The organism is Dyadobacter pollutisoli, assembly GCF_026625565.1.
Classification (GTDB): domain Bacteria; phylum Bacteroidota; class Bacteroidia; order Cytophagales; family Spirosomataceae; genus Dyadobacter; species Dyadobacter pollutisoli.
Genome location: NZ_CP112998.1, coordinates 2,232,695 through 2,257,694, shown reverse-complemented (window position 1 = coordinate 2,257,694; position 25,000 = coordinate 2,232,695). Strand labels below are relative to the sequence as shown.

The 25,000-nt window shown below is 45.7% G+C and carries 26 protein-coding genes; 17 read left to right on the top strand and 9 right to left on the bottom strand.

What is annotated here, in order from left to right:
* Positions 1-254 precede the first annotated feature (254 nt).
* The 5 genes from ON006_RS09235 to ON006_RS09215 all read right to left on the bottom strand — a co-directional run bounded on the left by ON006_RS09235 (position 255) and on the right by ON006_RS09215 (position 5,170).
* Positions 255-1,205 carry an ABC transporter permease gene (locus ON006_RS09235; RefSeq protein WP_244818765.1) on the bottom strand — a complete coding sequence of 317 codons (951 nt, stop codon included), beginning with the start codon at positions 1,203-1,205 and terminating at the stop codon, positions 255-257.
* Complete coding sequence (locus tag ON006_RS09230) at positions 1,189-2,166, bottom strand: ABC transporter ATP-binding protein (protein WP_244818766.1); 978 nt, start codon at positions 2,164-2,166, stop codon at positions 1,189-1,191. Before ON006_RS09230 ends, ON006_RS09235 begins: the two co-directional genes overlap by 17 nt.
* Before the next feature lie 5 nt (positions 2,167-2,171).
* Positions 2,172-3,032: a COG1470 family protein gene (locus ON006_RS09225; RefSeq protein WP_244818767.1), complete on the bottom strand. Its 861-nt coding sequence runs from the start codon at positions 3,030-3,032 to the stop codon at positions 2,172-2,174.
* A gap of 203 nt (positions 3,033-3,235) precedes the next feature.
* On the bottom strand, positions 3,236-4,165 hold the full coding sequence (locus ON006_RS09220) for a helix-turn-helix domain-containing protein (protein WP_244818768.1): 930 nt from the start codon (positions 4,163-4,165) through the stop codon (positions 3,236-3,238).
* A 120-nt stretch (positions 4,166-4,285) separates the two neighbouring features.
* The gene (locus ON006_RS09215; RefSeq protein ID WP_310590178.1) at positions 4,286-5,170 is read right to left on the bottom strand and encodes an SDR family NAD(P)-dependent oxidoreductase; all 885 of its coding nucleotides are present in this window, start codon (positions 5,168-5,170) and stop codon (positions 4,286-4,288) included.
* A gap of 312 nt (positions 5,171-5,482) precedes the next feature.
* Between ON006_RS09215 and katG the strand changes: the two genes are divergently transcribed.
* A complete protein-coding gene (katG, locus tag ON006_RS09210; protein WP_255772807.1) occupies positions 5,483-7,756 on the top strand; it encodes a catalase/peroxidase HPI in 2,274 nt (757 codons plus the stop codon).
* A gap of 79 nt (positions 7,757-7,835) precedes the next feature.
* Here katG and ON006_RS09205 read toward each other — a convergent pair whose 3' ends face one another.
* Entirely contained in the window at positions 7,836-9,272 is a 1,437-nt protein-coding gene (locus ON006_RS09205) for an RNA polymerase sigma factor (protein WP_244818769.1), read from the bottom strand.
* A 196-nt stretch (positions 9,273-9,468) separates the two neighbouring features.
* Complete coding sequence (locus ON006_RS09200) at positions 9,469-11,529, bottom strand: sensor histidine kinase (RefSeq protein ID WP_244818770.1); 2,061 nt, start codon at positions 11,527-11,529, stop codon at positions 9,469-9,471.
* Positions 11,530-11,786: 257 nt separating this feature from the next.
* Here ON006_RS09200 and ON006_RS09195 point away from each other — a divergent pair, with 257 nt between their 5' ends.
* From ON006_RS09195 to ON006_RS09160, 8 genes are all read left to right on the top strand, one after another.
* Complete coding sequence (locus ON006_RS09195) at positions 11,787-12,110, top strand: ArsR/SmtB family transcription factor (protein WP_244818771.1); 324 nt, start codon at positions 11,787-11,789, stop codon at positions 12,108-12,110.
* Positions 12,111-12,117: 7 nt separating this feature from the next.
* Positions 12,118-12,585 carry an SRPBCC domain-containing protein gene (locus ON006_RS09190; protein ID WP_244818772.1) on the top strand — a complete coding sequence of 156 codons (468 nt, stop codon included), beginning with the start codon at positions 12,118-12,120 and terminating at the stop codon, positions 12,583-12,585.
* A 6-nt stretch (positions 12,586-12,591) separates the two neighbouring features.
* Entirely contained in the window at positions 12,592-13,020 is a 429-nt protein-coding gene (locus ON006_RS09185) for a DoxX family protein (protein WP_244818773.1), read from the top strand.
* A gap of 66 nt (positions 13,021-13,086) precedes the next feature.
* Positions 13,087-13,749 (top strand): DNA alkylation repair protein, encoded by a 663-nt coding sequence (locus ON006_RS09180; protein ID WP_244818774.1) that lies wholly within the window; start codon positions 13,087-13,089, stop codon positions 13,747-13,749.
* On the top strand, positions 13,746-14,336 hold the full coding sequence (locus ON006_RS09175; RefSeq protein ID WP_244818775.1) for a YdeI/OmpD-associated family protein: 591 nt from the start codon (positions 13,746-13,748) through the stop codon (positions 14,334-14,336). The genes ON006_RS09180 and ON006_RS09175 overlap by 4 nt, the downstream gene beginning before the upstream one ends.
* Before the next feature lies 1 nt (position 14,337).
* Positions 14,338-14,946: a hypothetical protein gene (locus ON006_RS09170; protein ID WP_244818776.1), complete on the top strand. Its 609-nt coding sequence runs from the start codon at positions 14,338-14,340 to the stop codon at positions 14,944-14,946.
* A 109-nt stretch (positions 14,947-15,055) separates the two neighbouring features.
* Positions 15,056-15,619 carry a DUF4256 domain-containing protein gene (locus ON006_RS09165; RefSeq protein ID WP_244818777.1) on the top strand — a complete coding sequence of 188 codons (564 nt, stop codon included), beginning with the start codon at positions 15,056-15,058 and terminating at the stop codon, positions 15,617-15,619.
* 100 nt (positions 15,620-15,719) lie between these two features.
* On the top strand, positions 15,720-16,979 hold the full coding sequence (locus ON006_RS09160) for an Hsp70 family protein (RefSeq protein WP_244819647.1): 1,260 nt from the start codon (positions 15,720-15,722) through the stop codon (positions 16,977-16,979).
* 82 nt (positions 16,980-17,061) lie between these two features.
* Here ON006_RS09160 and ON006_RS09155 read toward each other — a convergent pair whose 3' ends face one another.
* Positions 17,062-17,385, bottom strand: coding sequence for an ArsR/SmtB family transcription factor (locus ON006_RS09155; protein WP_244818778.1), 324 nt, complete (start codon positions 17,383-17,385; stop codon positions 17,062-17,064).
* Between the two features lies 1 nt (position 17,386).
* Positions 17,387-17,818: an SRPBCC family protein gene (locus tag ON006_RS09150; RefSeq protein WP_244818779.1), complete on the bottom strand. Its 432-nt coding sequence runs from the start codon at positions 17,816-17,818 to the stop codon at positions 17,387-17,389.
* Between the two features lie 130 nt (positions 17,819-17,948).
* On the opposite strand from ON006_RS09150, the gene ON006_RS09145 reads away from it, so the two are divergent.
* The 8 genes from ON006_RS09145 (at position 17,949) to ON006_RS09110 (ending at position 24,778) form a co-directional block, all read left to right on the top strand.
* Positions 17,949-18,449 carry a hypothetical protein gene (locus tag ON006_RS09145; RefSeq protein ID WP_244818780.1) on the top strand — a complete coding sequence of 167 codons (501 nt, stop codon included), beginning with the start codon at positions 17,949-17,951 and terminating at the stop codon, positions 18,447-18,449.
* Positions 18,450-18,503: 54 nt separating this feature from the next.
* Positions 18,504-19,070 (top strand): RNA polymerase sigma factor, encoded by a 567-nt coding sequence (locus tag ON006_RS09140; RefSeq protein WP_244818781.1) that lies wholly within the window; start codon positions 18,504-18,506, stop codon positions 19,068-19,070.
* 2 nt (positions 19,071-19,072) lie between these two features.
* Complete coding sequence (locus ON006_RS09135; protein ID WP_244818782.1) at positions 19,073-20,374, top strand: hypothetical protein; 1,302 nt, start codon at positions 19,073-19,075, stop codon at positions 20,372-20,374.
* Between the two features lie 63 nt (positions 20,375-20,437).
* Positions 20,438-21,670 (top strand): PQQ-dependent sugar dehydrogenase, encoded by a 1,233-nt coding sequence (locus ON006_RS09130; RefSeq protein WP_244818783.1) that lies wholly within the window; start codon positions 20,438-20,440, stop codon positions 21,668-21,670.
* Between the two features lie 202 nt (positions 21,671-21,872).
* The gene (locus tag ON006_RS09125; protein WP_244818784.1) at positions 21,873-22,934 is read left to right on the top strand and encodes a sensor histidine kinase; all 1,062 of its coding nucleotides are present in this window, start codon (positions 21,873-21,875) and stop codon (positions 22,932-22,934) included.
* A gap of 33 nt (positions 22,935-22,967) precedes the next feature.
* Positions 22,968-23,495: a hypothetical protein gene (locus ON006_RS09120; RefSeq protein ID WP_244818785.1), complete on the top strand. Its 528-nt coding sequence runs from the start codon at positions 22,968-22,970 to the stop codon at positions 23,493-23,495.
* 38 nt (positions 23,496-23,533) lie between these two features.
* The gene (locus tag ON006_RS09115; RefSeq protein WP_244818786.1) at positions 23,534-24,043 is read left to right on the top strand and encodes a hypothetical protein; all 510 of its coding nucleotides are present in this window, start codon (positions 23,534-23,536) and stop codon (positions 24,041-24,043) included.
* A gap of 24 nt (positions 24,044-24,067) precedes the next feature.
* The gene (locus ON006_RS09110) at positions 24,068-24,778 is read left to right on the top strand and encodes a LytR/AlgR family response regulator transcription factor (protein WP_244818787.1); all 711 of its coding nucleotides are present in this window, start codon (positions 24,068-24,070) and stop codon (positions 24,776-24,778) included.
* Positions 24,779-25,000 lie beyond the last annotated feature (222 nt).

The following is a 25,000-nucleotide window of genomic DNA, read 5'->3' as shown; positions in this document are numbered from 1 at the left end:
TTGGCGCATTCCCTGAATCTTAATTTCAGCCCTTTCCATCACGAATTTAGGAGGTGGGGCTGCAAAGGCGTTCCACCGAACAAAACCCGCCTATAACGGAGATCAGTATACTTTTATAAACAATGTGATAATGAACTGTGTTTTAATGAGCCGGTGCACAATTAATAATTGATGTGCGACAGATAGAAGCGACGTTCCCGCTTATCCACCGGCAATAAACGTAAGACAGCTAAAATAGATGGGTGTGTGTTCCATTATCCTCTGATTTCCCTGCGCATGAAAAGATAGTATGAAAGGGCAAAGCATAGTACAGTGGCGGCAAGCAGCCCGGTTACCTGTGGCCATACGATCATGAGACTCTCTCGATAAGGTAGTGGGGAAGGAATTGCCGCAGCCATTTGCTCCATCGTCAAAGGCCCTAAACTGCGAACCGATGGCAACAACAATGTCGTAGTAGCATCTATGTAAAGCTGGCTGGGTTCCAGCCGCAGTACATTCAAGATGATTTCATTGTAACTGAATACTGCGTGAGGTGAAAGCGTGCCAGGATCAGGCAGCAAAGCCTTCATTGCCAGGCTGACCGCAATCTTGTAAAAAACAGTAAAAAATAACCATGTCCCAATGGCCATCAGTGCCGAGGTAGCCGCTTGTTTGAATTTAATTGAAAACAAAATGGATAAGCTAAGCCAAAAGCCAACGTGAATGACATTCAAAAAAATAAAGCTAAAAATACGCAGCACTTCTTCCGGTTCGATCCCGACGCCTGTTATCATGAGGCCCGAGCCGATCATCAGCAGGGCCAGTGACACAAACAGGCAGCTCACAATCATCATGGCACTCGCAAATTTTGATAGCAGTAAATTGTCCCTGTAAATTGGCTGGGCCATTAACCGTGTTAATGTTCCGTTATTCTGCTCGGAATTGATGCTGTCAAAGCCTAAGCTTATTCCCAGCAGAGGCCCCAAAAAGCTCATGAATACGTGAAAAGGGGGCAGTGTACCGTCAGTAACCGTCAGGAGTTTCAAGTACAAAAAGAACCGGTCCGGGTCCTGCGTATTGGAAACGACCGATCTTATGTTGCTTAATGAGACATATAGCGCTCCAAAAAAAGTGAGGCCGATAAGCATTAGCAGCACAACAAAACGCCAGCTTCTGATGTGATCTGCGACTTCTTTGCCCACTAGTATTTCAAACGGACTTTTCATTTCTATTCTTCACTTTTGAGTCGTTTTCGAAATATTTTTCATAAATATCATCCAGGCCATGTTCCTTTTTCCGGACACCCATAATGTCCAGACCTTTATTCACTGCGAACCGGACAATGTCAGGCGTAACATCTTTATCGCACGAGACCTCCAGTACATGACCGGAAAGAGTGACCCTTTGTACATCCTGCCACTGTTCAAGCTCACCCAGATATTCCGGTTGGGAAGTGAGTTCGTTTTTTAATGTAATGTTCACAATGTAGGCTTCACCTCCAAATACGTTGCGGGATAGGGTATCGATGTTACCTTCGGCAAGCATTTTACCCTTCACAAATATCCCCACGCGGTCACACACCTGCTGTACCTGGTGTAAATGATGTGACGAAAGCAAAACGGTAAGACCTTCACGCTTACTTAGCAGGTGGATCATGGTCAGGAACTCTCTTACTCCGCTGGGATCAATTCCCAAAGTTGGTTCGTCCAGGATAATCACTTCGGGCTTTTTGATGAGCACGTCTGCCAGGCCGAGCCGTTGTTTCATCCCCCTTGAAAAGGTTGAGGTCTTTTTATCGGCCGCCGCCCCGAGCCCTATCACATCGAGTACCTCAAGAGCACGCATGTGTACTTCGCTTTCGGGGATGCCATTGAGTCTTCCAATATAAACCAGATTCTCGAGGGCAGTCATATTATCATAAAAACCAACGCTGTCGGGCATATAGCCCACTTTCCTTTTGACGGCAAGAGGCTCCGTAGTAGCATTATGGCCGCAAACAGTGGCAATGCCTGCGGTTGGATCTGTAAGCCCAAGCATCATCAGGATCGTTGTCGTTTTGCCAGCGCCGTTAGGTCCCAGCAGACCAAATATTTCACCTTTGTTAATAGTCAGATTGAGGTCATCGACGGCTTTAAAAGAACCATAAGACTTGGTCAAACCCCTCAATTCAATGATAGGATTGTCCATACAACTTACCGTCTTCCGTATTTACGAACTAAATAATATACAAGACCCACTGCCAATGCAATCACCAAAATGCCGATCCAGCCCGAAAGCATGGAAGTCTTCACAGTCATTCTGAATGTTGAATTCGCAGTCGAATTGGTATTTTTACTTGTGAAAGTGGTGACGTAATCACCTGCAACCGTTTTGTCAGGCACTTTTACGATTGCCGTCACATCAACGGTCTTGTTAGGGTCAAGTAAATTGATTTTTGAGGGTTCAAAAGTGACGTCCCAACTCTGTGGCGCTTGTGCGGCAAGTTCTATATTTTCCAGTGGCAATGTGGCTGTATTTTTTACTACCAGGTGGATCTCCTTTGTACTCCCTTCGGTAACTTCATCACTCAGTCGCCCGGTCGGAGTGGACAGTTCAAGCCCGTAGGCACCTTTTAACACCGCTTCCAATGTGAGTTTCAGGCTATCGTCCAGGGATACAGCCGTTACAGGTATATTGTATTTTGTGGGTTTGGTATCCGGGCGTGCGTTCAATTCTATTGAAACCTCGAGGGAACTTCCGGGTTCCACATTGACAGATGTTACCTGGCTGCCCAATGTCTTGAAAGCAACCGACCATCCGGTAGGTACCTGAGCATTCAGTTGATAAATTTGTGACTGGGCAGTCCCATTGTGCAGCGTCGTATTATACCTAAAAGTCTCATTTGCAACAGCTTCTACATTAATGAGATTTGATTTTAAAGAGGATTTGTCCCTGGACTTGTTTGGAATTTGAGCGGTTGAATTTGATGCAGCTACCAGGCCAGATAAACAAAGCACAAACAAACCGTGTCCGCGTAGACCGGACTTTTTGGTAATTTGATAAAAAAATGACATGATCTAATAAACGAAAGTTCTTAAGTTTAATTTATTAAAAAATGGCAACCCTTTTATTAATGAGTTTAGAGTTGAAATTATGGCTCCAAATTTATGAAAACAGAAAAATATGAAAAAAGAGGCACTAATACTTTCTCAAAAAATTATAAATATAAATCAAAAATATCCAACTATTCAAATAACTGCACTGGGTACCTCAGATTCTAATTAAATGACCGCCTGAACTCCAATGGCGACAAGCTGGTTTTTGTCTTGAACAATTTGCTGAACGACTGTGGGTGCTCAAATCCCAGTTCGTAAGCAACCTCGCTCACGGTAAGGTTCGTAGTCGATAATTTTTCCTTAGCTTTTTCAATAAGTCTCTCGTGAATGTGTTGCTGAGCGCTTTGGCCGGTCAGTGAACGGAGCATATCACTTAAATAACTAGGTGATATATTCAGATTGTCCGAAAGGAACTGGACCGTCGGGACACCCTGCTCAACAGACTTTTCCTGACCGAAATATTCGTCTAAAACCTCTTCCAGCTTTTGTAACAAATTATTGGCCGAACCTTTGCGGGTTATGAATTGACGTTTGTAAAAACGATTAGCATAATTCAGCAATAACTCAATTTGCGAAATCATCACATCCTGGCTGAATTCATCGATCCTGCTGCGCAATTCGCCATTCATAAAGTCAAAAATGGACAGGATAACAGCCTTTTCCTGATCAGACAAATGCAATGCTTCATTGGCCGAATACGAAAAGAAGCCGTATTGCCTTATCTTTTTCGCCAAAGGATAATGTAGCAAAAAATCCGGGTGTATCAGCAATGTAAATACGGAACATTCTCCCGTGAGGTTAATGTCATCATGTTGATTGCCAATGATCTGCCCGGGGGCGGCGAACAAAAGTCCGCCTTCATCAAAATCATAATAGTCCTGGCCGTATCGCAATTTTCCGCTGAGCTTTCCTTTCAATGCTATTTTATAAAAAGTCAGAACATGTGAATGTCGCAGCTTCCTCAACTCAACCGGCGTTTTGGTATTATCGATCAGGCTGATCAGCGGATGCAGCGGCTTTTGCAAGCCAAATTCCCGATGCATCTCGGACAAAGAATCGAATTTGTATGGGGTACTTTCGTCGTTTTTCATTTGGATTAACCTGGAATTGTCGCGTTGGTATTCTGGGTAAGCGTAAAGTCTTCATTTCGTCGAGGGTTTGCCTGACTTTGAGTAATCAGCAAACCCTCCACGCCATCAGAACGTTCCTTTTTACTTGATCAGGATTTGCGCCGAGTTGGAAACTTCCTCCCACTCTTCCCAGGTCGCCAGCCTTTCATTGTAGTCTTTGCGTACCCAGGGTAAATTATGGCTGCCCAGAAAGAACCTTAACGGCGGGTTTTCCGAGTCTACCATTTTGAACAAAGCCGCTGGCGTTGCATCAGGATCACCTCTTTCCAGATGACTTAAATTACTGAAAAACTGCGATTTAAAATCTCCGTAAATGTCCATTCCCTGAGCGAACTTCAAAGACTGCTGACTACCAAACTCGGTAGCATAAGCGCCCGGTTCAATGATTGTTACCTTGATGCCAAAAGCCTTGATTTCCGAAGCCAGGCTTTCGTGAATAGCCTCGAACGCCCATTTGGAGGAGCAATAGTAGCCGATTACCGGAAGCACTACATGCCCCAGGTTACTGGATGTACCCAAAATGTGCCCAAAGCCCTGCTCCCGCAGCAATGGCAGCGCGGCCTGGATAACCGCAAGCGGCCCAAAAATATTTGTCTCATACATTGCCCGCACATCGTCCGCACTCGCTTCCTCGATCGTGCCCACCAGCGAGTACCCCGCATTGTTGAGCACGATATCAAGTCTTCCAAAATAAGCATGCGCTTCCGCCACGGCCGATTTCACCTGTTCGCTGTTGGTAACATCCAGCTCCAAAGTGAGCACATTGGCGCCGTATTTTTCCTTCAGATCGGCAATGCTTGCCAGCGAACGCGCTGTGGCCGCAACTTTATCGCCACGTTGAAGTGCTGCATCGGCCCAAACGCGGCCGAAACCACGGGAAGCCCCCGTAATAAACCAAACTTTATCAGCCTTGGCAGAACCTGTTTCAGCCACGGCATTTGAATTTTCATTTTGTTGTAACATCATTTTATTTTTTAATTTGAGTACAACAAAGGTCTACTGTCGCCATTCGCTGGTTGTAGCCTAATCGCGGGTTTTCGTAGTCGAATTGAGGGTTGCAGCTGACGGCTCGCCTATGTTGGGACGTAATATCAGTAATAGGTCTTATAGCGATTGGAAGTGACAACGTATACTAACAACCACAACTAGGCCTTAATAGATTTTAACTATCCAAACATAGAATTAATCGATTGTGATTATAATTTCCAAAACTATAACTTGCTGCCCTGTACAAGTACCAGATGCAGGGAATATTAGTTTAATCATGAACTCGTAACTATGGAAAAAGACTCAAACGACATCAGTAAATGCCCGTTCCACAATGGAACAATGGACCACAATGTGGGCGGCGGCGGAACCAGAAACCGCGACTGGTGGCCAAATCAGTTGAAACTGAACATTCTGCGCCAGCATTCGTCACTATCAAACCCGATGGGCGACAATTTTGACTATGCCGAAGCGTTCAAAAGCCTCGACCTGGAAGCGGTAAAACAAGACCTGCACGCGCTCATGACTGATTCGCAAGACTGGTGGCCAGCCGATTTCGGGCATTATGGTCCCCTGTTCATACGCATGGCCTGGCATAGTGCAGGCACATACCGTGTAGGTGACGGACGCGGCGGCGCAGGTGCCGGACAGCAGCGTTTCGCTCCATTGAACAGCTGGCCTGATAATGTCAGTCTGGATAAAGCACGCAGATTGTTGTGGCCAATCAAGCAAAAGTACGGCCGTAGCCTTTCCTGGGCGGACTTAATGATCCTCACCGGCAACATTGCGCTGGAATCTATGGGCTTCAAAACTTTTGGTTTTGCCGGCGGACGGGCAGACGTTTGGGAGCCGGAAGAGGATGTATACTGGGGTTCTGAAACCACGTGGCTGGGTAATGACCATCGTTACGCCAAAGGCTCGCCGGGCCTTGCGGAGCATGGTGTAGTATCATCAGATGAAGACGCGGCCGGAGGCATCCACACACGTAACCTGGAAAACCCTCTTGGTGCTGCACATATGGGCTTAATATACGTGAACCCGGAAGGGCCTGACGGTAATCCGGACCCAATTGCTGCTGCAAGGGATATCCGCGAAACATTCGGCCGCATGGCTATGAATGACGAAGAAACTGTTGCACTCATCGCAGGTGGCCACAGTTTTGGAAAAACGCACGGTGCGGCTCCGTCTGATCATGTAGGTAAAGAACCGGAAGCGGCTGATTTGGAATCACAGGGCTTCGGGTGGAGCAATAGCTATGGTTCGGGCAGCGGCGCTGACACCATCACAAGCGGACTGGAAGTGATCTGGACAAAAACGCCAACCAGATGGAGCAATAACTTCTTCGAAAACCTTTTCGCATTCGAATGGGAACTGACCAAAAGTCCTGGCGGCGCGCATCAGTGGGTAGCCAAAAATGCAGACAGCATCATTCCCGACGCTTACGACAGCTCGAAAAAGCATGCACCAACCATGCTGACGACTGACCTCGCATTAAGACTTGACCCTGCTTACGAAAAAATATCCAGGAATTTCCTCGAAAACCCAGACGCTTTTGCAGACGCGTTTGCACGTGCCTGGTTTAAGCTAACCCACCGCGATATGGGCCCGCGTGCCCGCTACCTGGGCCCTGATGTGCCGGAAGAGGTATTGCTTTGGCAAGATCCAATTCCTGCGGTTGACCATGCATTGGTTGACGACAGCGACATTTCAGCATTGAAAGCCAACATTCTGGCATCCGGACTAAGCGTATCCGAACTTGTCTCGACCGCCTGGGCTTCTGCTTCTACTTTCCGTGGCTCGGACAAACGTGGCGGTGCCAATGGTGCCCGTGTGCGCCTGTCTCCTCAGAAAGACTGGAAAGTGAACAATCCGGCGCAGCTGCAAAAAGTGCTGGGTACGCTGGAAAGCATTCAGCAGGAGTTCAATGGTACGCAAACAACCGGCAAAAAGGTTTCGCTGGCGGATTTGATCGTACTCGCAGGTTCCGCAGGTATTGAAAAAGCAGCAAGCGATGCAGGACATTCGGTGACGGTACCATTTACTCCGGGTCGTATGGACGCTTCGCAGGAGCAAACTGATGTTGAATCAGTGGGCTACCTCGAACCTGCTGCGGATGGTTTCCGTAATTATTCCAGAACAAGGTTCTCTGTTTCTACCGAGGAATTACTGATCGATAAGGCTCAGTTGCTGACATTAACCGCGCCTGAACTGACGGTGCTAGTGGGCGGAATGCGTGCATTAGGCACCAACTTCGACGGGTCCAAAAACGGCGTGTTCACATCACGTCCGGGCCAGCTTACCAATGATTTCTTTATCAACCTGCTTGACATGGGCACTTCATGGAAAGCAATGGGCGAAGACAGATCATTGTATTTGGGAAGCGACCGCGCGACGGGTCAGCCTAAATGGACAGCTACCCGCGCCGATCTTGTATTCGGTTCCAATTCGGAACTGAGAGCAATTGCGGAAGTTTACGGAAGCGCCGATGCCGAAGGCAAATTCGTAACAGATTTCGCTGCAGCGTGGACGAAAGTGATGAATCTTGATCGTTTTGATCTGGCTTGATCGTAGCGCAAAGCTTGTATAAAAAAGGCGTCCCGGTATTCCGGGGCGCCTTTTGCTTGGTACTTGCTCAATTAATGAACTATTCGGCCAGGGTTATTTCCACCGCCCCTTCCCTTCCTGCATCGCCATATTTCTTTGTCGCTTCCGATGCATTTAATTCTTCCAAATGATACTTCCTGTCTGTCAGTTTGATTCTTTCATTCAGCTTCATTGGGGTGCCGTCGACAACCAAATGTTTTATTCCGCTCAAAAAAGAAAACTTGCCGCGGCCTGTAAACTTTTGTGTGTTGATGTCAACCTTAACGTGGTCCCCAAACAGGATCAATTTATATCTATCGTCTGACCATAATATTTCCGAAGCATAAAATGTACCCGACAGCAATCGGGAATTCCCTACAACCGCTGGCTTAATGCCTTCCACAATTCGTTCCGGTTCCAGAATACGACTGGTGACCAGTTGCTGATTTTTAAATTGGACAGGCAGATCATTCATTAAAGCTGAGGAATCAAAAGTCAGACTTGCTAACAGTAATCCTCCCAAAGTGCTGAAATTTTTCATTGGTTCTAAATTTTTAGTTTTTGTACCAATGATGGAATTCTGAGAAATGGTGGCAGATGATGAATCAGAAAATAAATTTTGGTTGGTTCCTGACGTATTTGAATTCAAATCCTGGAAAGTATCAGCTACTGAATTAGCTGAGTCGAACATTACCGGCGAACTATCTTCCCTAAATGCATTGAAATGCCAGTTTGAAATAGATACTAGAATCGCAACGCTTGCAATTCCCCAAACGCCTGTCTTCAAGTAAATGCTATTTGAAATACCAGTAGGTCTGTATTTTGGAATTGGCTGCTGATTGAGATTAATATTGCTAATCGAAAAATCTCTCGTTGGCTGCATTAACAAATCTCTCAATGTCGCCGCAAACAGATTGTCAATGCTCCAAAGTTTGTAGGGAAATAGCAGAAACACGAATCCTCTTTTTCGCTCCTTATCTTTCCTGAGTCGATCACTGAGAAGCTCCCTGATCTTTTTCCGGGCCCTTGCCAAATGTGATTTTGAAGTTCCCTGGCTGATACCGAGTTGGGCTGCGATTTGGGCGTGGGTAAAATTGTCGACTACATATAGGTTAAATACAAGTCGGTGATGCTCTGGCAAGTAGCTGATCACCTCCAAAAGTTCCGTCTCCGAAAAAGTGAGATTCTCATTACCCGCATTCCCGTCTGGAATGTCATCATAAGGCGTAGCGTAAGCTGCGATCTGTACAAATCTCTGTTCACGCTTTTGCACACGGAGATGCTGCAAGGCCACATTGACGGCTATTCTTCTTAACCAGGCCTCAAAAGGTCCTTTGTTTTCAAAACTCGAAACTTTGTCAATAGCAACCAAAAAGGCATCATGTGCCAAATCCTCGGCCGTTTGCCGATTTTGCGTATACCGACAGCAGACGCCGATCATTTTAGCAATGTTCTGCCTGTAAGTAGCCTCCCAAAAATTGTCTGACCTCTTATCCATATTGAAATTTTACGTTTCAATGATGCAGTTTTTAGAAAAGGTTGCAGTTAATGTTCAAAAAAAATGCCGCAACACCATCACATCACGCCCCGGAAAAAGGCGCAGGAGGTTTTATTAAGCTGACAAACACAAAGTGCGATTATTTGAAAAGTCCCTTATCGACGATGAGTGGCTGTTTTTGGCTGAATGATCAATTTTATCCCAGCGGCAGTTCAATGAAAAATGTAGTGCCGGAACCGATTTCTGACTCAAACCAGATTCGTCCGCCGTGGCCCTCCACGATTTGCCTGCAGATCGAAAGGCCAATACCAAATGATTGCTCACCGGCAGTTCCCGACCGTCTGGCGTTGTTGATAGCGAGAAAGATCTGGCTCTTTATATCATTCGGTATTCCAATGCCATTGTCCCTGACCGACAACAGTACCGTATCATCACGTTTCTCCTGGCTGACCCAGATCGTACCTCCTGTCTCCGAAAATTTGATTGCGTTACTGAGCAGATTACTAAACACCCGCCATATTTTTTCCCTGTCAACGGGTACAATAACCTGCTCATACTTGAATTCCAGCTTTTGCTGTTTCTCACCGGCTTTATGACTTAACATGTCAAGGCACGATTGCACGATCTCTTCCAGCGCAATTTCGATCTTGGAAATTTTATTGCGGTCAGCGCCCGATTCCAATATCTGACCAATCAGCGTATTGGCCTTTTCACCAGACTGTTGCATTGCATTAATGATCTCCGATTGTTCATAAGAAGGAACTTGGTCCCAAAAAACAAGATGGGACGCTGAAATCATCGCAGCAATGGGGTTTCGCAGATCGTGGGCAACGATTTTCAGAACTGATTCATTTTCTATTTCAGCCTGCTCCAGCGCTTTGACCGTGTCTTGCAGAACGATATTGCTCTGCGTAATCGCTCCATTCAAGTCTGTTACCGCCCGCAGGTTCATAGCACTTTTTTGTGCGCTGCGCCAGATCAGATACGCAATCACGCTGAGGGTGATCGAAATAAGTATGGCAAAGTTCAGGATCAGGTCTTGCCGCGCGTCTTTTTCGGCATCCAGTTCTATCTCATGTTCCCGCTGGATCTGTTGCAGGAGCTGCCCGACATCACTTTTGTTCTCCGCGTTTTTCTTCAGTTTATCAATCCGGTCTATTTCCAGGCTTGCCATCAGCAGGTCACTTGCCTCTTTGAATCTCCCCTGTCCGGAAGAAATGGACGCCTGCAATTTCTGATGCAAACTCAGCGTAGCAGAGTTTCCCGAAGCTCCCGGCATTCCTTTCAGAATGAGCAACTGCTCTTCGGCTTTGGCGTATTGTTTAGTCTCAATGTATATTTTTGTCAATATCAGCCGGGATTCCTTCTCTACGTCCAGCGACCAGTCTATGTCCTTATCGTGCTGAAGACAGCTTTTAATGAGTCTCTCGGCTGTTTGGGTATCACCTTTTAGTGCGTAAGCTTCCGCCTGATACCGCAAAATAACAATGCGGGCATATTTGATAAAATTCTTCTCCCGTGGAAATCGGGACGCATTCTTATTGATAAAATCATCAGCCTGCCGAAAATAACGCAATGCAATGTCCGGCTCATTACGTAAAATATAAGCAGTACCGATATTCCTGAGACCTCCTTGCTTTTCGATAAATTCCAGCTGAAAATTGGCCGGGTCCTTGCATTCCGCTAGCTCTTTAAGCTCCTGCTTCCAATACTCAATGGCTTGATAGTAGTTTTCTTCCTTGTACGAAATATTCGCGATCCTGCTGCTATACCGCGCACATTCGCAAATTTCACCGATGCCAGTCAAAAAGGATTTGCCTTTATAGTAGTTACGATAGGCCTGATAAAATTCCTTTTGCTTCAATAAATCATCTCCCTTCAAAAGCAATGCTTTGGAATATTCCGTTGGATATTGTTCCCTAACCTGCGCTGTAGAAAATTGCCGCAGAAGGCTATCCGTGTACATCAATGCATTTTCAAACAATGTAGAGTCACGATGCGACAGCACTTTCATGAACTTGTAATAATGTATGCGGTCGATCACGCTCTGGTTATCCAGCGTGGCGACCACCGAATCAAGGATTGCAATGGACCTTTTACTCCCTATTTTTCTTGATTCCCGATCCAAACTGTCGATCCAAACCTTTAACTGGTTCTCCTCACCTGATTTCAGTGACTTTTGACAGCCCGTGAAACCCAAAAGCAAAAAGAACGCCATCAGGATCTTATTCACGGTGGCATATGGCGGCTTCTTCATTACTCGTGCATGTCATGATCCCTTTAAAAAATGACCCAAAGGAAAGTGGTCAATCTACTTCGTAAAATAGGATATATTTTCGACTTACTGGATTTGACATGTAACCGATAAGACATGTAATAGTGCCTCTGCGGCCCCCAGGCAGCGCATTCAGTCAAAATGGCTAGTAAAATTTTCCGGTTTCTGAATTATTACTACAAAAAAATTTGCGCAGTCAAATAACTGCATTACATTTGTGCAGTCAAATAGCTGCACAAATGGAAATTCGTAGAGATGTATTTCAGGCCATAGCCGACCCTACCCGCAGGGCAATATTGAGTTTGGTAGCGCTGCAGGCGCTGACGCCAGGCGTTATCGCGGAAAATTTTGATTCGTCAAGACAAACCATTTCAAAGCACATTCAAATACTTACTGAATGCGAATTGCTTCAGCAACAACAAAACGGAAGGGAAATTTACTATCACATCAATGCTAAAAAGATGAAAGAAGTAGCTGACTTTATCGAACCATTCCGGCAAATGTGGGATGAGAGGTTTAATAAACTGGAAAACATCATGAAAAATTACAAATCAGAAAAATAGCCTATTTATGGAGCGAAAAACGAAAATCAAGGCCGAAGAAGGTAAACAGGAATTGGTCATTACAAGGGAATTTGACCTGCCGCTGGAATTACTTTTCAAAGCCTATGTGGAGCCCGAAATTGTGGAGCAATGGATGAACACGAAGGTAATCAAACTTGAAAACAGAAAGCACGGCAGTTATCAGTTTGAAACATCCGATGCGCAGGGAAATGTGGTACTCAGGACAAATGGAGTATATCCTGAATTTGTCCCGAACCAGAAAATCACCAGGACATTTGAAATGGAAAACACGCCCTTTGCCATTCAGCTGGAATTCCTGGAATTTGAAAAAATAAGCGAAGATAAAAGCCTGCTTACTATGCAGGTCGTCTACAAATCGACTGAGCTCAGGGACCAAATGTTGAAATTGCCTTTTGCCCAGGGTATTAATATGGCACATAACAGAATTCAGGAAATCGTAAACAAATTAAAATAAATAACCATGTCAAAGAGAAACAAAATCATCTATTGGATAGCTACTGTATGGCTGTCACTGGGAATGACTTCAACCGGAATCGTTCAATTGATCAAAATGAAAGAAGAAACGGATATGATGACGCGCTTGGGTTATCCGCTCTATTTCTTAACGATTATCGGTGTCTGGAAAATATTGGGCGTAGCTGCAGTTCTTGTCCCTAAATTTCCGCTGGTAAAGGAATGGGCCTACGCAGGTTCTTTCTTCGCGATGTCTGGCGCAGCGTTCTCACATCTGGCAATCGGCGACCCTGCCAAAGAATTATTCGGGCCAATTTTATTACTTGTCCTGACTATAGTATCTTGGTATTTTAGACCGGAGTCGCGCAGACCGCAGTCGCGTAGACCGGAGTCGCCTGCGACGAATGCAGTTGCCCAGGAGACCATGGACCATTGACCGCCGACGATTGTCAATGTTCAATTGTCAATGGTCATTTAATTTGAACTAAACCCATTAAACGATATGACGCTCAAAGAAACACTTGCGGAGCTTGAAGCATTTGGCAGTGAACCGATGCGGAATTTTAATACCAAACGTGGTGCCAGGCCGAATCAGTTTGGTGTAAAAATGGGTGATATCCGGACCGTAGCAAAGAAAACGAAGGCTGACCACGCATTAGCATTGCAGCTTTGGGATACCGAAAACATTGAAGCCAGGCTTTTGGCGACATTAATTATCAATCCCAAAAAGCTGTCGCACGACGATATCAACCGGATGGTGAAATCTGAAAAGTATGTGCCGATAGCCGACTGGCTGTACTCTTATGTCATCAAACCTTACCCCGATACCGAGCCGCTGCGCAATGAATGGATGCAATCAAAGGACGTTATGTGCGCCCGCGCCGGATGGAGTTTGACCAGCGGATGCGTATCCAGGAACCCTGACATTCTTGACCTGCCCGCGCTTTTGGACAGAATAGAATCTGAAATGCCCGGTGCAGCGCCGGAAGTACAATGGACGATGAACTCGACCTTGGCAAACATTGGTATCCAATTTCCGGAATATCGTGCCCGCGCCCTTGACATTGGGGAGCGGCTCGGAATTTACAGGGATTACCCGGTCTCCAAAGGTTGCACCTCCCCTTTTGCCCCGATATGGATTAATGAAATGGTACGCAGACAATGAAAAATAACACGAACCCAAATGTTGATTGGTACTTCAATAAAGCCGAAAAATGGCAGGAAGAAATCGGGCTGCTAAGAACGATTGCCCTCGACTGCGGCCTGAATGAAGAATTGAAGTGGGGCTGCCCCTGCTACACGTTCCATAAAAGCAACATTGTATTGATACATACATTCAAAGAGTACTGTGCTTTTCTGTTTTTCAAAGGCGCACTGTTGAATAATGCCGATGGAATTCTGATCCAGCAGACAGAGAATGTGCAGGCCGCCCGGCAGGCTCGCTTCACCAACGTGCAGCAAATAACCGAACTGGACGCCACGCTGAAAGCATACATTTATGAGGCCATTGAAGTGGAAAAAGCCGGGTTGCAGGTAGAATTAAAAAAGACTACGGAATTCAAAATGGCGGAGGAATTTCAGGCGAAACTCGACGAAAGTCCGGCTCTCAAAAGTGCATTCGAGGCGCTGACGCCGGGGCGACAAAGAGGATACCTGCTACATTTTTCCCAGGCAAAACAATCCAAAACCCGCGAAGCGAGGATTGAAAAAAGTATAGAACGAATTTTTGACGGCAAAGGATTGGAAGATTAAGATGCTAAAAAAACATGCGGTCCTGCTCGGAATAATCATTTCAATATCGCTGCTGGTGATAGCCACATTCTTCTACCCCGGAGGGTCACAGTTCGACAAAAATTCGATCGGTTACGACTGGAAGAATAATTTCATCAGTAATCTTTTTGGGGAGAAGTCGGTCAATGGCCTGGACAATCCTTCGCGGTTTTGGGCCATGGGAGGAATGATCTCACTTTCAATAAGTTTCGCCCTCTTCTTCATTACATTTTCCGAAAAGATACCAGCGAAGGGTGCCGCCAAAGTCATCAAATACTTTGGCGCCGGTGGTATGCTATTTACATTTTTAATAGTAACGCCATTGCATGATACAATGATTACCATTGCCAGCACAATGTTCCTGCTAAGCCTGTTTTACATTACCGTTTTTATTTTCAAATCGAGGCTGCGAGTTTTAAAAGCCCTGTGTATCATTTGCCTTCTGATTTTTTATGGCACGCTATTCCTCCACGGTTCAGGGCTTTACCGGATGTATTTACCGATTTTACAGAAAGTAACATTCGCCATTGCAATCATTACAGTTTTAGGGTTAGAATATTTTACCAAAAAAGAAGACTTTCAACGCGTTTAGAATGTAAACAAATCGTGCTTGCCATATTCGTGTTCATTAGTGAATTCGTGGCGAGACATTCATTTGCCGCCACGAATGCACTAATAAGGCACTAATAACCACCAACACCATGAAAACCAAAAAACAACTATCCCCAGACCAGATCAAGGAATTACTCGAAACGTTGAAAAGCCGTTTTGAGAAAAATATGGATCGCCACAAAGGTCTTGAATGGGCCAAAGTGCAGGCAAAACTGGAAGCTAACCCTGAAAAACTCTGGTCGCTTGACGACATGGAAGTGACTGGCGGTGAGCCGGATGTGGTTGGTTTTGATGAAAAGACTGATGAATACATTTTTTTCGACTGCTCAACTGAAACACCGAAAGAACGCAGAAGCTGGTGCTACGACCGTGTTGCCTGGGAGTCGCGAAAGGCAAATAAGCCGGAAAATACTGCCATGGATGTGGCCGCTGAAATGGGTGTTGAAATGCTGACGGAGGAACAATATCAGTATTTGCAGGAGCTCGGCAATTTTGATCTCAAAACATCAAGCTGGCTGAAAACGCCTGCTGATGTGAGAAAAGCCGGCGGCGCAATCTTTGGTGACCGTCGCTTTGGCCGGGTCTTCATCTATCACAACGGTGCGGACTCGTATTATGCGGCGAGAGGGTTCCGCGGGGCGCTGAGGGTATAAGTCACAGATACATATCAAAGTTAAAAATCGGACTTGGAAGCAACATTGATTTGCATTCCCGGACAAATAATGGGAAATTGCGCCCCCAATTTTCCAAATGATGACAACTTCTGTTTTTTGCGGTATTGATTTCGGTACCTCCAATTCAAGTCTGGCGGTAGCAAATCAAGACGATGTTTTCCTGGTTCCGGTCGAAAACGACAATAATACCATTCCCAGTGCCATGTTTTTCGCCCGAAAGGACAACCAGGCATTCTTCGGCCGTGAGGCTACGGAACGCTTCCTTACCCGACAGCCGGGAAGGTTAATGCGAAGCCTGAAACGGGTGCTGGGTACTCCCGCCATGCGGCAGGGTACCATGGTGAATGGCGAGCTGATGAAATTTGATCAGATCATTGCGGCTTTTCTGGACCAAATGAAACGCAAAGCGGAAGCAGACTGTGGAGCAGCATTGAAGCACGTTGTAATGGGCCGCCCGGTTCATTTTATTGATAACGATCCAGCTGCCGATCAGCGGGCGGAAAGCGAGCTGAAAGCTGTGGCAAAGAGTCTCGGTTTCGAGCACGTAGGATTTCAATTTGAACCCATTGCCGCCGCATTCGCCCATGAGGCGAGAGTGAATGGCGAGAAGTTAGCGATTGTGGTTGACCTGGGTGGCGGAACATCCGATTTTACCATCATACGCCTGTCCAAAGAAAATGCCCGAAAACATGACAGGACCAGCGACATTCTGGCCAACACAGGCGTAAGGCTTGGTGGGAATGATTTCGATAAAGACCTGAGCCTTGCTGAAATGATGCCGGAACTGGGATTCCGGACGCGGTACGGAACCAAAAGTCTAGAAGTACCATCCTATCATTATTTTGACCTTTCTGAATGGAGCAAAGTCAACTTCCTGTATACCAACAGAATACTGTTCCAAGCCAAGCAACTGCTGCGTGAAACGCATGATCCGGTGCCGTATGCCCGGTTGATTAGCGTGCTTGAACAGGAAACCGGTCACGCGGTACTGGCTGAGACTGAAAAGATCAAGATCGGACTGGCCAGCAGCCATACTTACGAGGCATCACTCGATTTTATTGACCAGGACCTGCGTATTGATGTTGCGCGTGAGGATTTTAATGTAGCCATTACCACCAAAACAGAACGCATCGTCAATGCGGCCAGAGAATGTTTGCAGGCCGCGGGCATTGCGGCGGAAGCCATCGGCCTGGTGATCATGACCGGCGGATCTACCGAAATCCCATTGATTCAGGAGCATTTCCGGCGGTTATTCCCGGCGGCCGAATGGTCGGAGGAAAACAAATTATCCAGCGTCGGACTCGGCCTTGCCTACGACGCCCGCAATCGTTTCTCCTGAAAAAACCGTTACCTGCTTCCCTACCTGGCAACTGCTCCATTTTGGGAGAGCAGGTAATGATCCAAAGGCCATAAAGCGTCTTTTAGTTTGGCAATCTGTTGTTCAATAAAGTTTCCAATGTCTTTATTTTCGATACCCAGAACTTGTCAAAGTAAGATATCCAGTCTTGTAATTCATTAAATCCATCCTGTTTCAATGTACAGTATCTTTCCCGGCCAATGTCTTCGATTGAGATGAACCCGGCATTGTGCAGAATTTTGATATGCTTTGAAACGGCGGGACGGCTCATATCAAAATTGTCAGCCAGGCTGTTAATCGTCAGGCTGTCCTCTGAGAGCAGCATCAGCATCTTCCGTCGGCTCGGATCGCCGATCACCTGGAATGCGTCAAGTGTTGGGGTGGCCATGTTACGCTGCGTTTAAAAGGTCCGCAATTTTTTGAAGCTTTTCCACCCAGCCATCGGTCAGACCTCTGTAAAAATTCTGATTTTCTTCCCGGTCAAAACCACTGTGTTCCAGTAAAAGCGTAGTGCCTTTATCGGTTTGCTGCAATTGCCATACTACGACAGAATCAAGCGTAATCTCGCCTTCCCCAGGCCCACTTTGCCATGAATAAGACAGCTTTTCAAAAGGTACCAACTCCAATACCCTGCAATAAAAGATCCCGTCAAATTCCAGACTAGGTATGGGGTTGGTCCTGAACTGGAAATCAACTCCCACGGTGGGCTGAAAGTTGTTTTTCATTAGCCACAGGCCCATCAGTTCCGATTTTGTCAGATACTCCCAAACCGTCTCCGTCGGATGTGGAAAGAAGAATTGATGTTTAATAACTTTTTTCATAATGAGTAACTTTTAGGTTACGCAAATATATGCGTAACTTTTGAGTTACACAAATTATTTTTTCTTGAAAATGTAGCGTTTTGCATTCCGCATCCGACATGGGTACAAAACAATCATTAGCTGAAAAAATATGAAAAACATCAAGACAATTGCAAAAGGCCTGTTCCTGCTTGCGACGGCAACATTCTTGCTATTTGCCTGTAGTGACAAAGACGCTGCTCCATTGGGCGACCCAAAAGAACTGCTGGTACAAACCAACGCCGAAGAGTTTGCACGCCTGATCGCAGCCCGGGAAAAACACGAAGGTTCTATTTTTGAAATCAAAGCCCTTAAACGTGAAGGTAATATCCTAAAAGTCACCGTGGAAGGCCCCGGAGGTGTTGATAATTACAAGGTTGTTTGGAGTGGCATTTTATTGGAAAGCTATCCAATGCAGACCGGTATTGTGGTGGCTTACAGCCGCTTGGGTGAGGTTCAGCACGAGGCGATTATGACCCACGAACTGACCATTGATTTGCAAGAACTCTTCGGTCCAAATATAGATCCGAAAGATGTAACCGTAAATGTTTCCAACGGCTCCCAACCTATTGACAGCTCCATTGATCCTAATGGCACGGTAAGCAGCAAATAATTACTAATCGATTGCCTGCACGATTCGCCGTGCAGGCAATACTATGTTTTAAATGTGGAATGGTTATCTGATTGTACAGCTGTTGAACAGACATGGATAGAAAAGTGCGCAAAGCGGGACCCGAAGGCGCAGGAATTTATATTCAAACATTTTTTTGGCTTTGCAATGGGGATAACCCTGAGATACCTGACCAATACCGATCTTGCCCAGGAAGTGGTGAATGATTCTTTTCTTAAAATTTTCAACCAGCTTCCAAAACAGGTAAAGGATATCAAGTCTTTCAGGGGCTGGATGCGCAAACTGATCGTAAATACCGCAATTGACCATTTTAGAAAAGAAAAGCGATACTTTTTCTTCGCCAATCTCGACGATGCCAGCCCTTATTTATCCACCCAGAATGACCAAGGAGACCTGCAAAGCATTGACGATATCATTCTATTAATGAACCAGTTACCTCCACTATGGAAAGTGGTATTCAACCTGAATGAAGTCGAAGGATATAGTCATGAAGAAATCGGGGCGATGTTAAAAATTCCTGCATCCTCCTCGCGCACTTACCTGACGAGAGCAAAGCAAAGACTGCGGGAGCTGATCAATTCACAGAACAGAATCATTAAATAGCGATGTCAGAAAAAGCACCTTTTGACAGGAAAACATTAGAGAGGTTAAAGAATTACAACATTCCTTACCGGGAAGGTTCATGGGATAATTTTGAGGCATTCAGAAAGAAAAAAGAAGACAAAAAACGACTGTTCTTTTTTTTCTACAAGATCGCAGCGACGCTTTTTCTTGCATTAGCCGTGGGTTGGGGCGTGAATAAACTGGTTGGTAACTCCAAAAGAACCGTTGCTGAAAAACAGATACATACCAAAAAGCAAACAAAAACCATAGAAGATCCGCCAGCCGACAGCATTCAAAGTCTGCCTGATTTCCGGTTAACTTCCAAAGCTGAAATTAAAATTGACCAAAGCCATTTGAATTTAGTTTCAAGAAATAAAAAATCACTTCTCACAACTAGCGCCCCGAAAAACTTGCCTGATTTCACTGCCGATAAATTTACCGACCATTCAACCGCAGAAACCGCAATAAATTCAGGTACTGATATTGTTTTTCAACAAGATCCCAACTTTGCTGTCTTAAACGCAAGGTCGTTTTCATACTTATCTATTTACATTAAGAAACCTTCCATTCCATTCAAAACGAATGACTTACGGGAAGAAATGCCAAATCACAAATCTCGCCCGGGGTACAGTATGGTCTTAAATCAGCACGTAAACAGCGCCACCAGCTCCTTACCCGGATACAGTTTTGGCCTGGGCGGGCTTGCGGATATTCCATTGACAAGAAAAATAGAACTGAGTACCGGATTGAGCTTAGGGCGGCAGTCGCTTCGGATACAAAAGGAAAAATTACCTTTCAATCCCGCCACGAGCGGAACCCCTCACCTGGACCGGGTAGATTACAGGTGGGCGAACGCAGAAATACCGATAAATGTCCGGTACCGAATGATGCCGACCCGAAAATGGAACATATATGTCTCCGGCGGCCTGTCCATGCTTGGTACATTCGGTCAGAAATTTGACTACGCATACAGCAACAGCCGTATTTTAACAACCGTTGTCGAGGCTGAAAACGGCCCCGTTGTGGTTTCTACCCAAACATTGGAAGAAAAAAGCGTGGTAAGGGACGAACGCGTACGGGACAAAATTGGGTTTGGATCAACAGTCAATGTTGCACTTGGCTTCGACTATCCCTGGAAAGCTGCTAATCTCTCTGTGGAGCCATTTGTGAGGTACCCCATTGGTTCAATCACTTCGGAACGCCTTCAATTTTTTAGTCTGGGTATTCAGCTCAGATGGTCAATTATATCCCCCCGCCTACTACTGCCGGAACTCCGTGTTAACAGTAAGTCACAAACCGAATAATGTATGCGAAGTAAGCTATCTTTGCCGTTATTTAGTTTTTCCCAAACCTGTTAACAAAAAACCATGACTAAAAGTATTCTGCTAATCCTCGCAGGCGCTGCTTTTGCTTTTGTCTCCTGTCAAAAAAAAGCGTCGGACACCGCCGATGTAGCACAAACCGACAGTACAGCGGCTCCTGTTGAAACTCAAAAGGCCAATTCAGATTACAAGCCGGCATTCCCGGGCCAGACCAGGATTGGCGGCGTTAAATCGGCCACTGCTTACGAAGGTAAGGTGCTAACCAGCGATCTGAAAAACCCGTGGGGCATCACCACCCTGCCCGACGGCCGACTGATCATCACTGAAAAAGCAGGTACCATGCGCATTGCGACCACTGCGGGGGTGTTAAGCGCTCCTATCACAGGCATCCCTGCTGTTAATTCCGAGGGACAAGGCGGCTTGCTCGGTATCCGGGTAGACCCTGATTTTGAGAAAAACAGAATGGTGTACTGGGTGTTTTCAGAAACACGTCCGGACGGTAACCTGACGTCGGTAGCGAAGGGAAAACTTTCGGCTGACGAAAAGAAAATCGAAGGTGCCACCGTCATTTACCGCGCCACACCCGCTTTTGCCAGCAACCTGCATTATGGCGGACGCATTCTGTTTGATAAAAACGCTGACCTTGTGATCAGCACAGGAGAACGTTCCGACACCATTACCAGGCCACAGGCCCAGCATTTAAATTCCAGTCTGGGAAAAGTGATCCGCATTACCAAAGATGGCAAACCAGTCGCAGGCAACCCGTTTGAAGGTAAGGCCGGAGCTAAGCCAGAGCTATATTCTTATGGGCACCGGAATGTTCAGGGTCTGGCATTTCATCCGGTAACGGGCGATTTGTGGGAAGTTGAATTCGGTCCGAGAGGCGGTGATGAGCTGAACCGCATTGAAGCTGGTAAAAACTACGGCTGGCCAACCATTACTTACGGTATCGAATACAGCGGTAAAAAAATCGGCGACTCTATTCAGGTGAAGGAAGGAATGGAGCAACCGGTGTACTATTGGGATCCGGTGGTTTCGCCCAGCGGTATCACATTTTATAGCAGCGACAGCATTCCCGAATGGAAAAACAACTTGTTCATTGGTGGATTGAGCAGCATGCATATTGCCCGGTTGGTGATTGAGAACAATAAGGTAATAGGCGAAGAAAGGCTGCTATCCGGCGAAGGCCAACGTTTTCGCGACATTACCGAGGGCAAAGACGGTGCTTTATACGCAGTAACCGATCAAGGCCGGCTTTACCGCGTCTACAAAAAATAAGAAAAACCAGTTTTAATATTTAAGGGGTCATTAATTGTCACGAACGCGACATTGATGACCTTTTTTCATTTGCTCTACTTTTTTGGTAGTTGGTCTACTAAATTTCCTGGACCGGATTCTTTTGTTTTCATTTACATTGTATTATATGATTGATTTATAGTAAATTATTCTGTCATATAACCCACCTTGAACGAACAATGAAATGGAATTCTTGGACAAAACATTGCAGGTACCATTCTCAAAACGAACGATATCCTATAAGTCGGCCCTGATCCACTCGGCCTACTGGATATTGATCACCGGTTTTTTTATTTATGAAAAGCGTTACCTGATCTACAAGGCGAGCATGCCATATTTTGTGGTATGCGTATCGGCACGGATATTTTTGCTGATCGTGATCGCTTATCTGAATTTGAATTACTTTCTGCCTAACCTACTTATTAAAAGACGATACTGGTCCTACCTGGCCGCTGTTCTTTTGTCCATCTCCGGATATATGCTGGCGCAGGGATTGTTCGACTTTTACTTGTATGGCTACATTCTGGGGCCTACCCGCAACAGTGATTTAATCGAGGCATTGTCTTACAATTTTTTTAGCACATTGTGGTATCTGGGACTGATGATAGCGTTAAAACTAAGCATTGACTGGTACGAGCAGCAACGGGTTTTGCAAAAAATAACGGTCGAAAAGTTGCAGGCGGAAGTGAATTTCCTGCGCTCTCAGGTCAATCCGCATTTCCTGTTCAATGTCCTCAACAATCTATACGCGCTGACACTCAAAAAGTCGGACCTGGCGCCGGACGTTGTCCTGAAATTGTCGGAAATGATGGAGTATATGCTTTACGACAGCGAGGATTCCAAAGTGCTTTTGCAGAAAGAGATCAGCTACCTGAATACTTACCTTGACCTTGAAAAATTGCGTTTTTCCAGTCATGCCGACATTGAATTAAAAGTAAGTGGAGACCTCAATGGTCAGCTGATCGCACCATTGCTGCTGCTGCCATTGATTGAAAATGCAGTGAAACATGGTGTAAGCCAGCTGAATAGCGGCGCCTGGCTTCACGGGGACCTTTCGGTAGGCAAGTCCTCGCTCAGCCTGAAAATTGAAAACAGTCAGCCGCACACAGCCGGGCACAAAAGCAAAGGCGGAATAGGGCTGACCAATCTACGGAAACGCCTTGAATTGCTGTATCCGGCCAAACATACCCTATTCACCCAGGACAAAGGCAATTCTTTCCTGGTGAACCTGGAAATTGAATTTTGAATATTAACCTGAAAACCAATAAACGTAAAAATCATGAAACCAAAGCCAGTAATGTTGATTTTGAGATACCTGATCTGCATTGGCCTCGTATTTTGCTTCGTCGAAGGTAAAAGACCTGCCTCTCCCGACCGCGATATTTTTGCAGGCGCTACTCCTTGTGACGCCATTATCAGGCCGATGCTTGCTATACCTGCCGCTGCCGATTGCGAACTAGTCAAATGGCAGCTGCTTTTGCTCAAAGGCCCGGAAGATGACAAAGCCGTGAGATTCGACCTGAAATATACCTATGGAATGTCAAAAGCCGGAACGCAGGGCTTTGTAAACGACGGTACCAGTGCTGAAATGAACGGGAAATGGATCGCCCGCAAAAAAGAAGGCAACCTGCCCGGACAAGCACTCATTCAGCTACAACCGACTGAAAATAAACCAATTTCCTTTGCAAAACTGGATGACAACATTGTCCATTTGCTTGATCCGGAGGGAAAACTCATGATCGGTAACGCAGCATGGAGCTATACATTGAACCGGATAGAAACTGTCCGGCATTCAGATCATCACTGAAAATGATACACCGGACACAATCAATAGTATAACCGATCATGACAAATAAGATCCTGCTCACATTATTAACCGGCCTGACTTTTTATGTCAATAATGCCGGGGCGCAATCCTTGATAGCAAAGAATGCACCTTCTAAAACAACGTCCCGCAACGCCGTCGCCGAAGGCCCTGATGTGTGGGGTGTGTTTGACGGACGCGTACGCTGCCAGGAAATGGCTGTGGTCATGAAAGCTACGGTACCTGGCAACTGCGAAAAATTGAAGTGGAGCTTCACCTTTTACCAGCATCCCACCACGCATGAGCCCACGACGTATGTGCTCCGGGGTTCACTTTTTCGCGATCAGCCCAGAAAAGGAAAGTGGATACTGACCAAAGGCACCCACGATGACCCAAACGCGACTGTGATCCAGCTGGATCCCGACCACTCGGATACTTCGTTGTTCCTTCTGAAAGGCGATGACAATGTCCTGTTCATTTTGAATGGAAACAAGGAGCTGATGGTAGGCGACACTTATTTAAGCTATACATTTAACCGAACAATAAATTAAGAGCCGCATCGAACCAAAGTATTCATGCTAACATGCGTAATCATCGACGACGAGCCGCTTGCCCGTGAGGTAGTGGAGGGACATTTGAAAAGATTGGATTTCATCGGGCCTGTTCATTCGTTCGGCAACAGTCGTGACGCGCAGTCTTTTTTACAGGCACACGATGCAGACGTTCTTTTTCTGGACATTGAAATGCCCGAAACGACTGGAATAGAATTTCTAAAATCACTGGAACAACCGCCCCTGACTATTTTCACAACCGCCTATCGCGATTATGCTTTCGAGGGTTTTGAGCTGGGTGTGATTGATTTTTTACTTAAACCGATCTCATTCAGCCGCTTCACCCAGGCCATTGAAAAAGTTCGGGATTTTCTGGCCCTCAAAGAACAGAACACCAACATTGAAGATACGGCGGTTGACGAAATGCAGAAGTCGGTTTTTGTGAAAAGCGGCGTGCAGCGGATCAAACTGAACTTTGACGACGTAACCCACATTCAGGGCCTGAAAGATTACGCGATCATTTATACATTCACCGAAAAAATTGTCATGAAGGGCTCCATCAAGGCAATGCTTGACATTTTTCCAAAAACCGGTTTCGTCAGGGTACACAAATCGTTCATTGTATCTTTTGCCAAAATCACCAAAATCGATAGAAACCGTATTGTTTTAAATGGCCATCAGATTCCTATCGGAAGGAATTATAAAGAAGAAATTGAAACACGGTTTTTCCTCTAATTAATTGGTAATAAAACAGATATCTGAAAATATTTATTAATACCAATGTGTGATTAGCAAAAAAATCATCAGCATGAGGATTAGCGTAAATGGCGCCCAAAGCGCCCCACGGTCGAGAAAAAACCTGATCACTTCAACAAATGCCTGCATATTTGAACGTTTGTGGTTACAAAAAGACAGACATTATTCCGGCCTGCACCGTTGCATCAAATCATCTTCGCG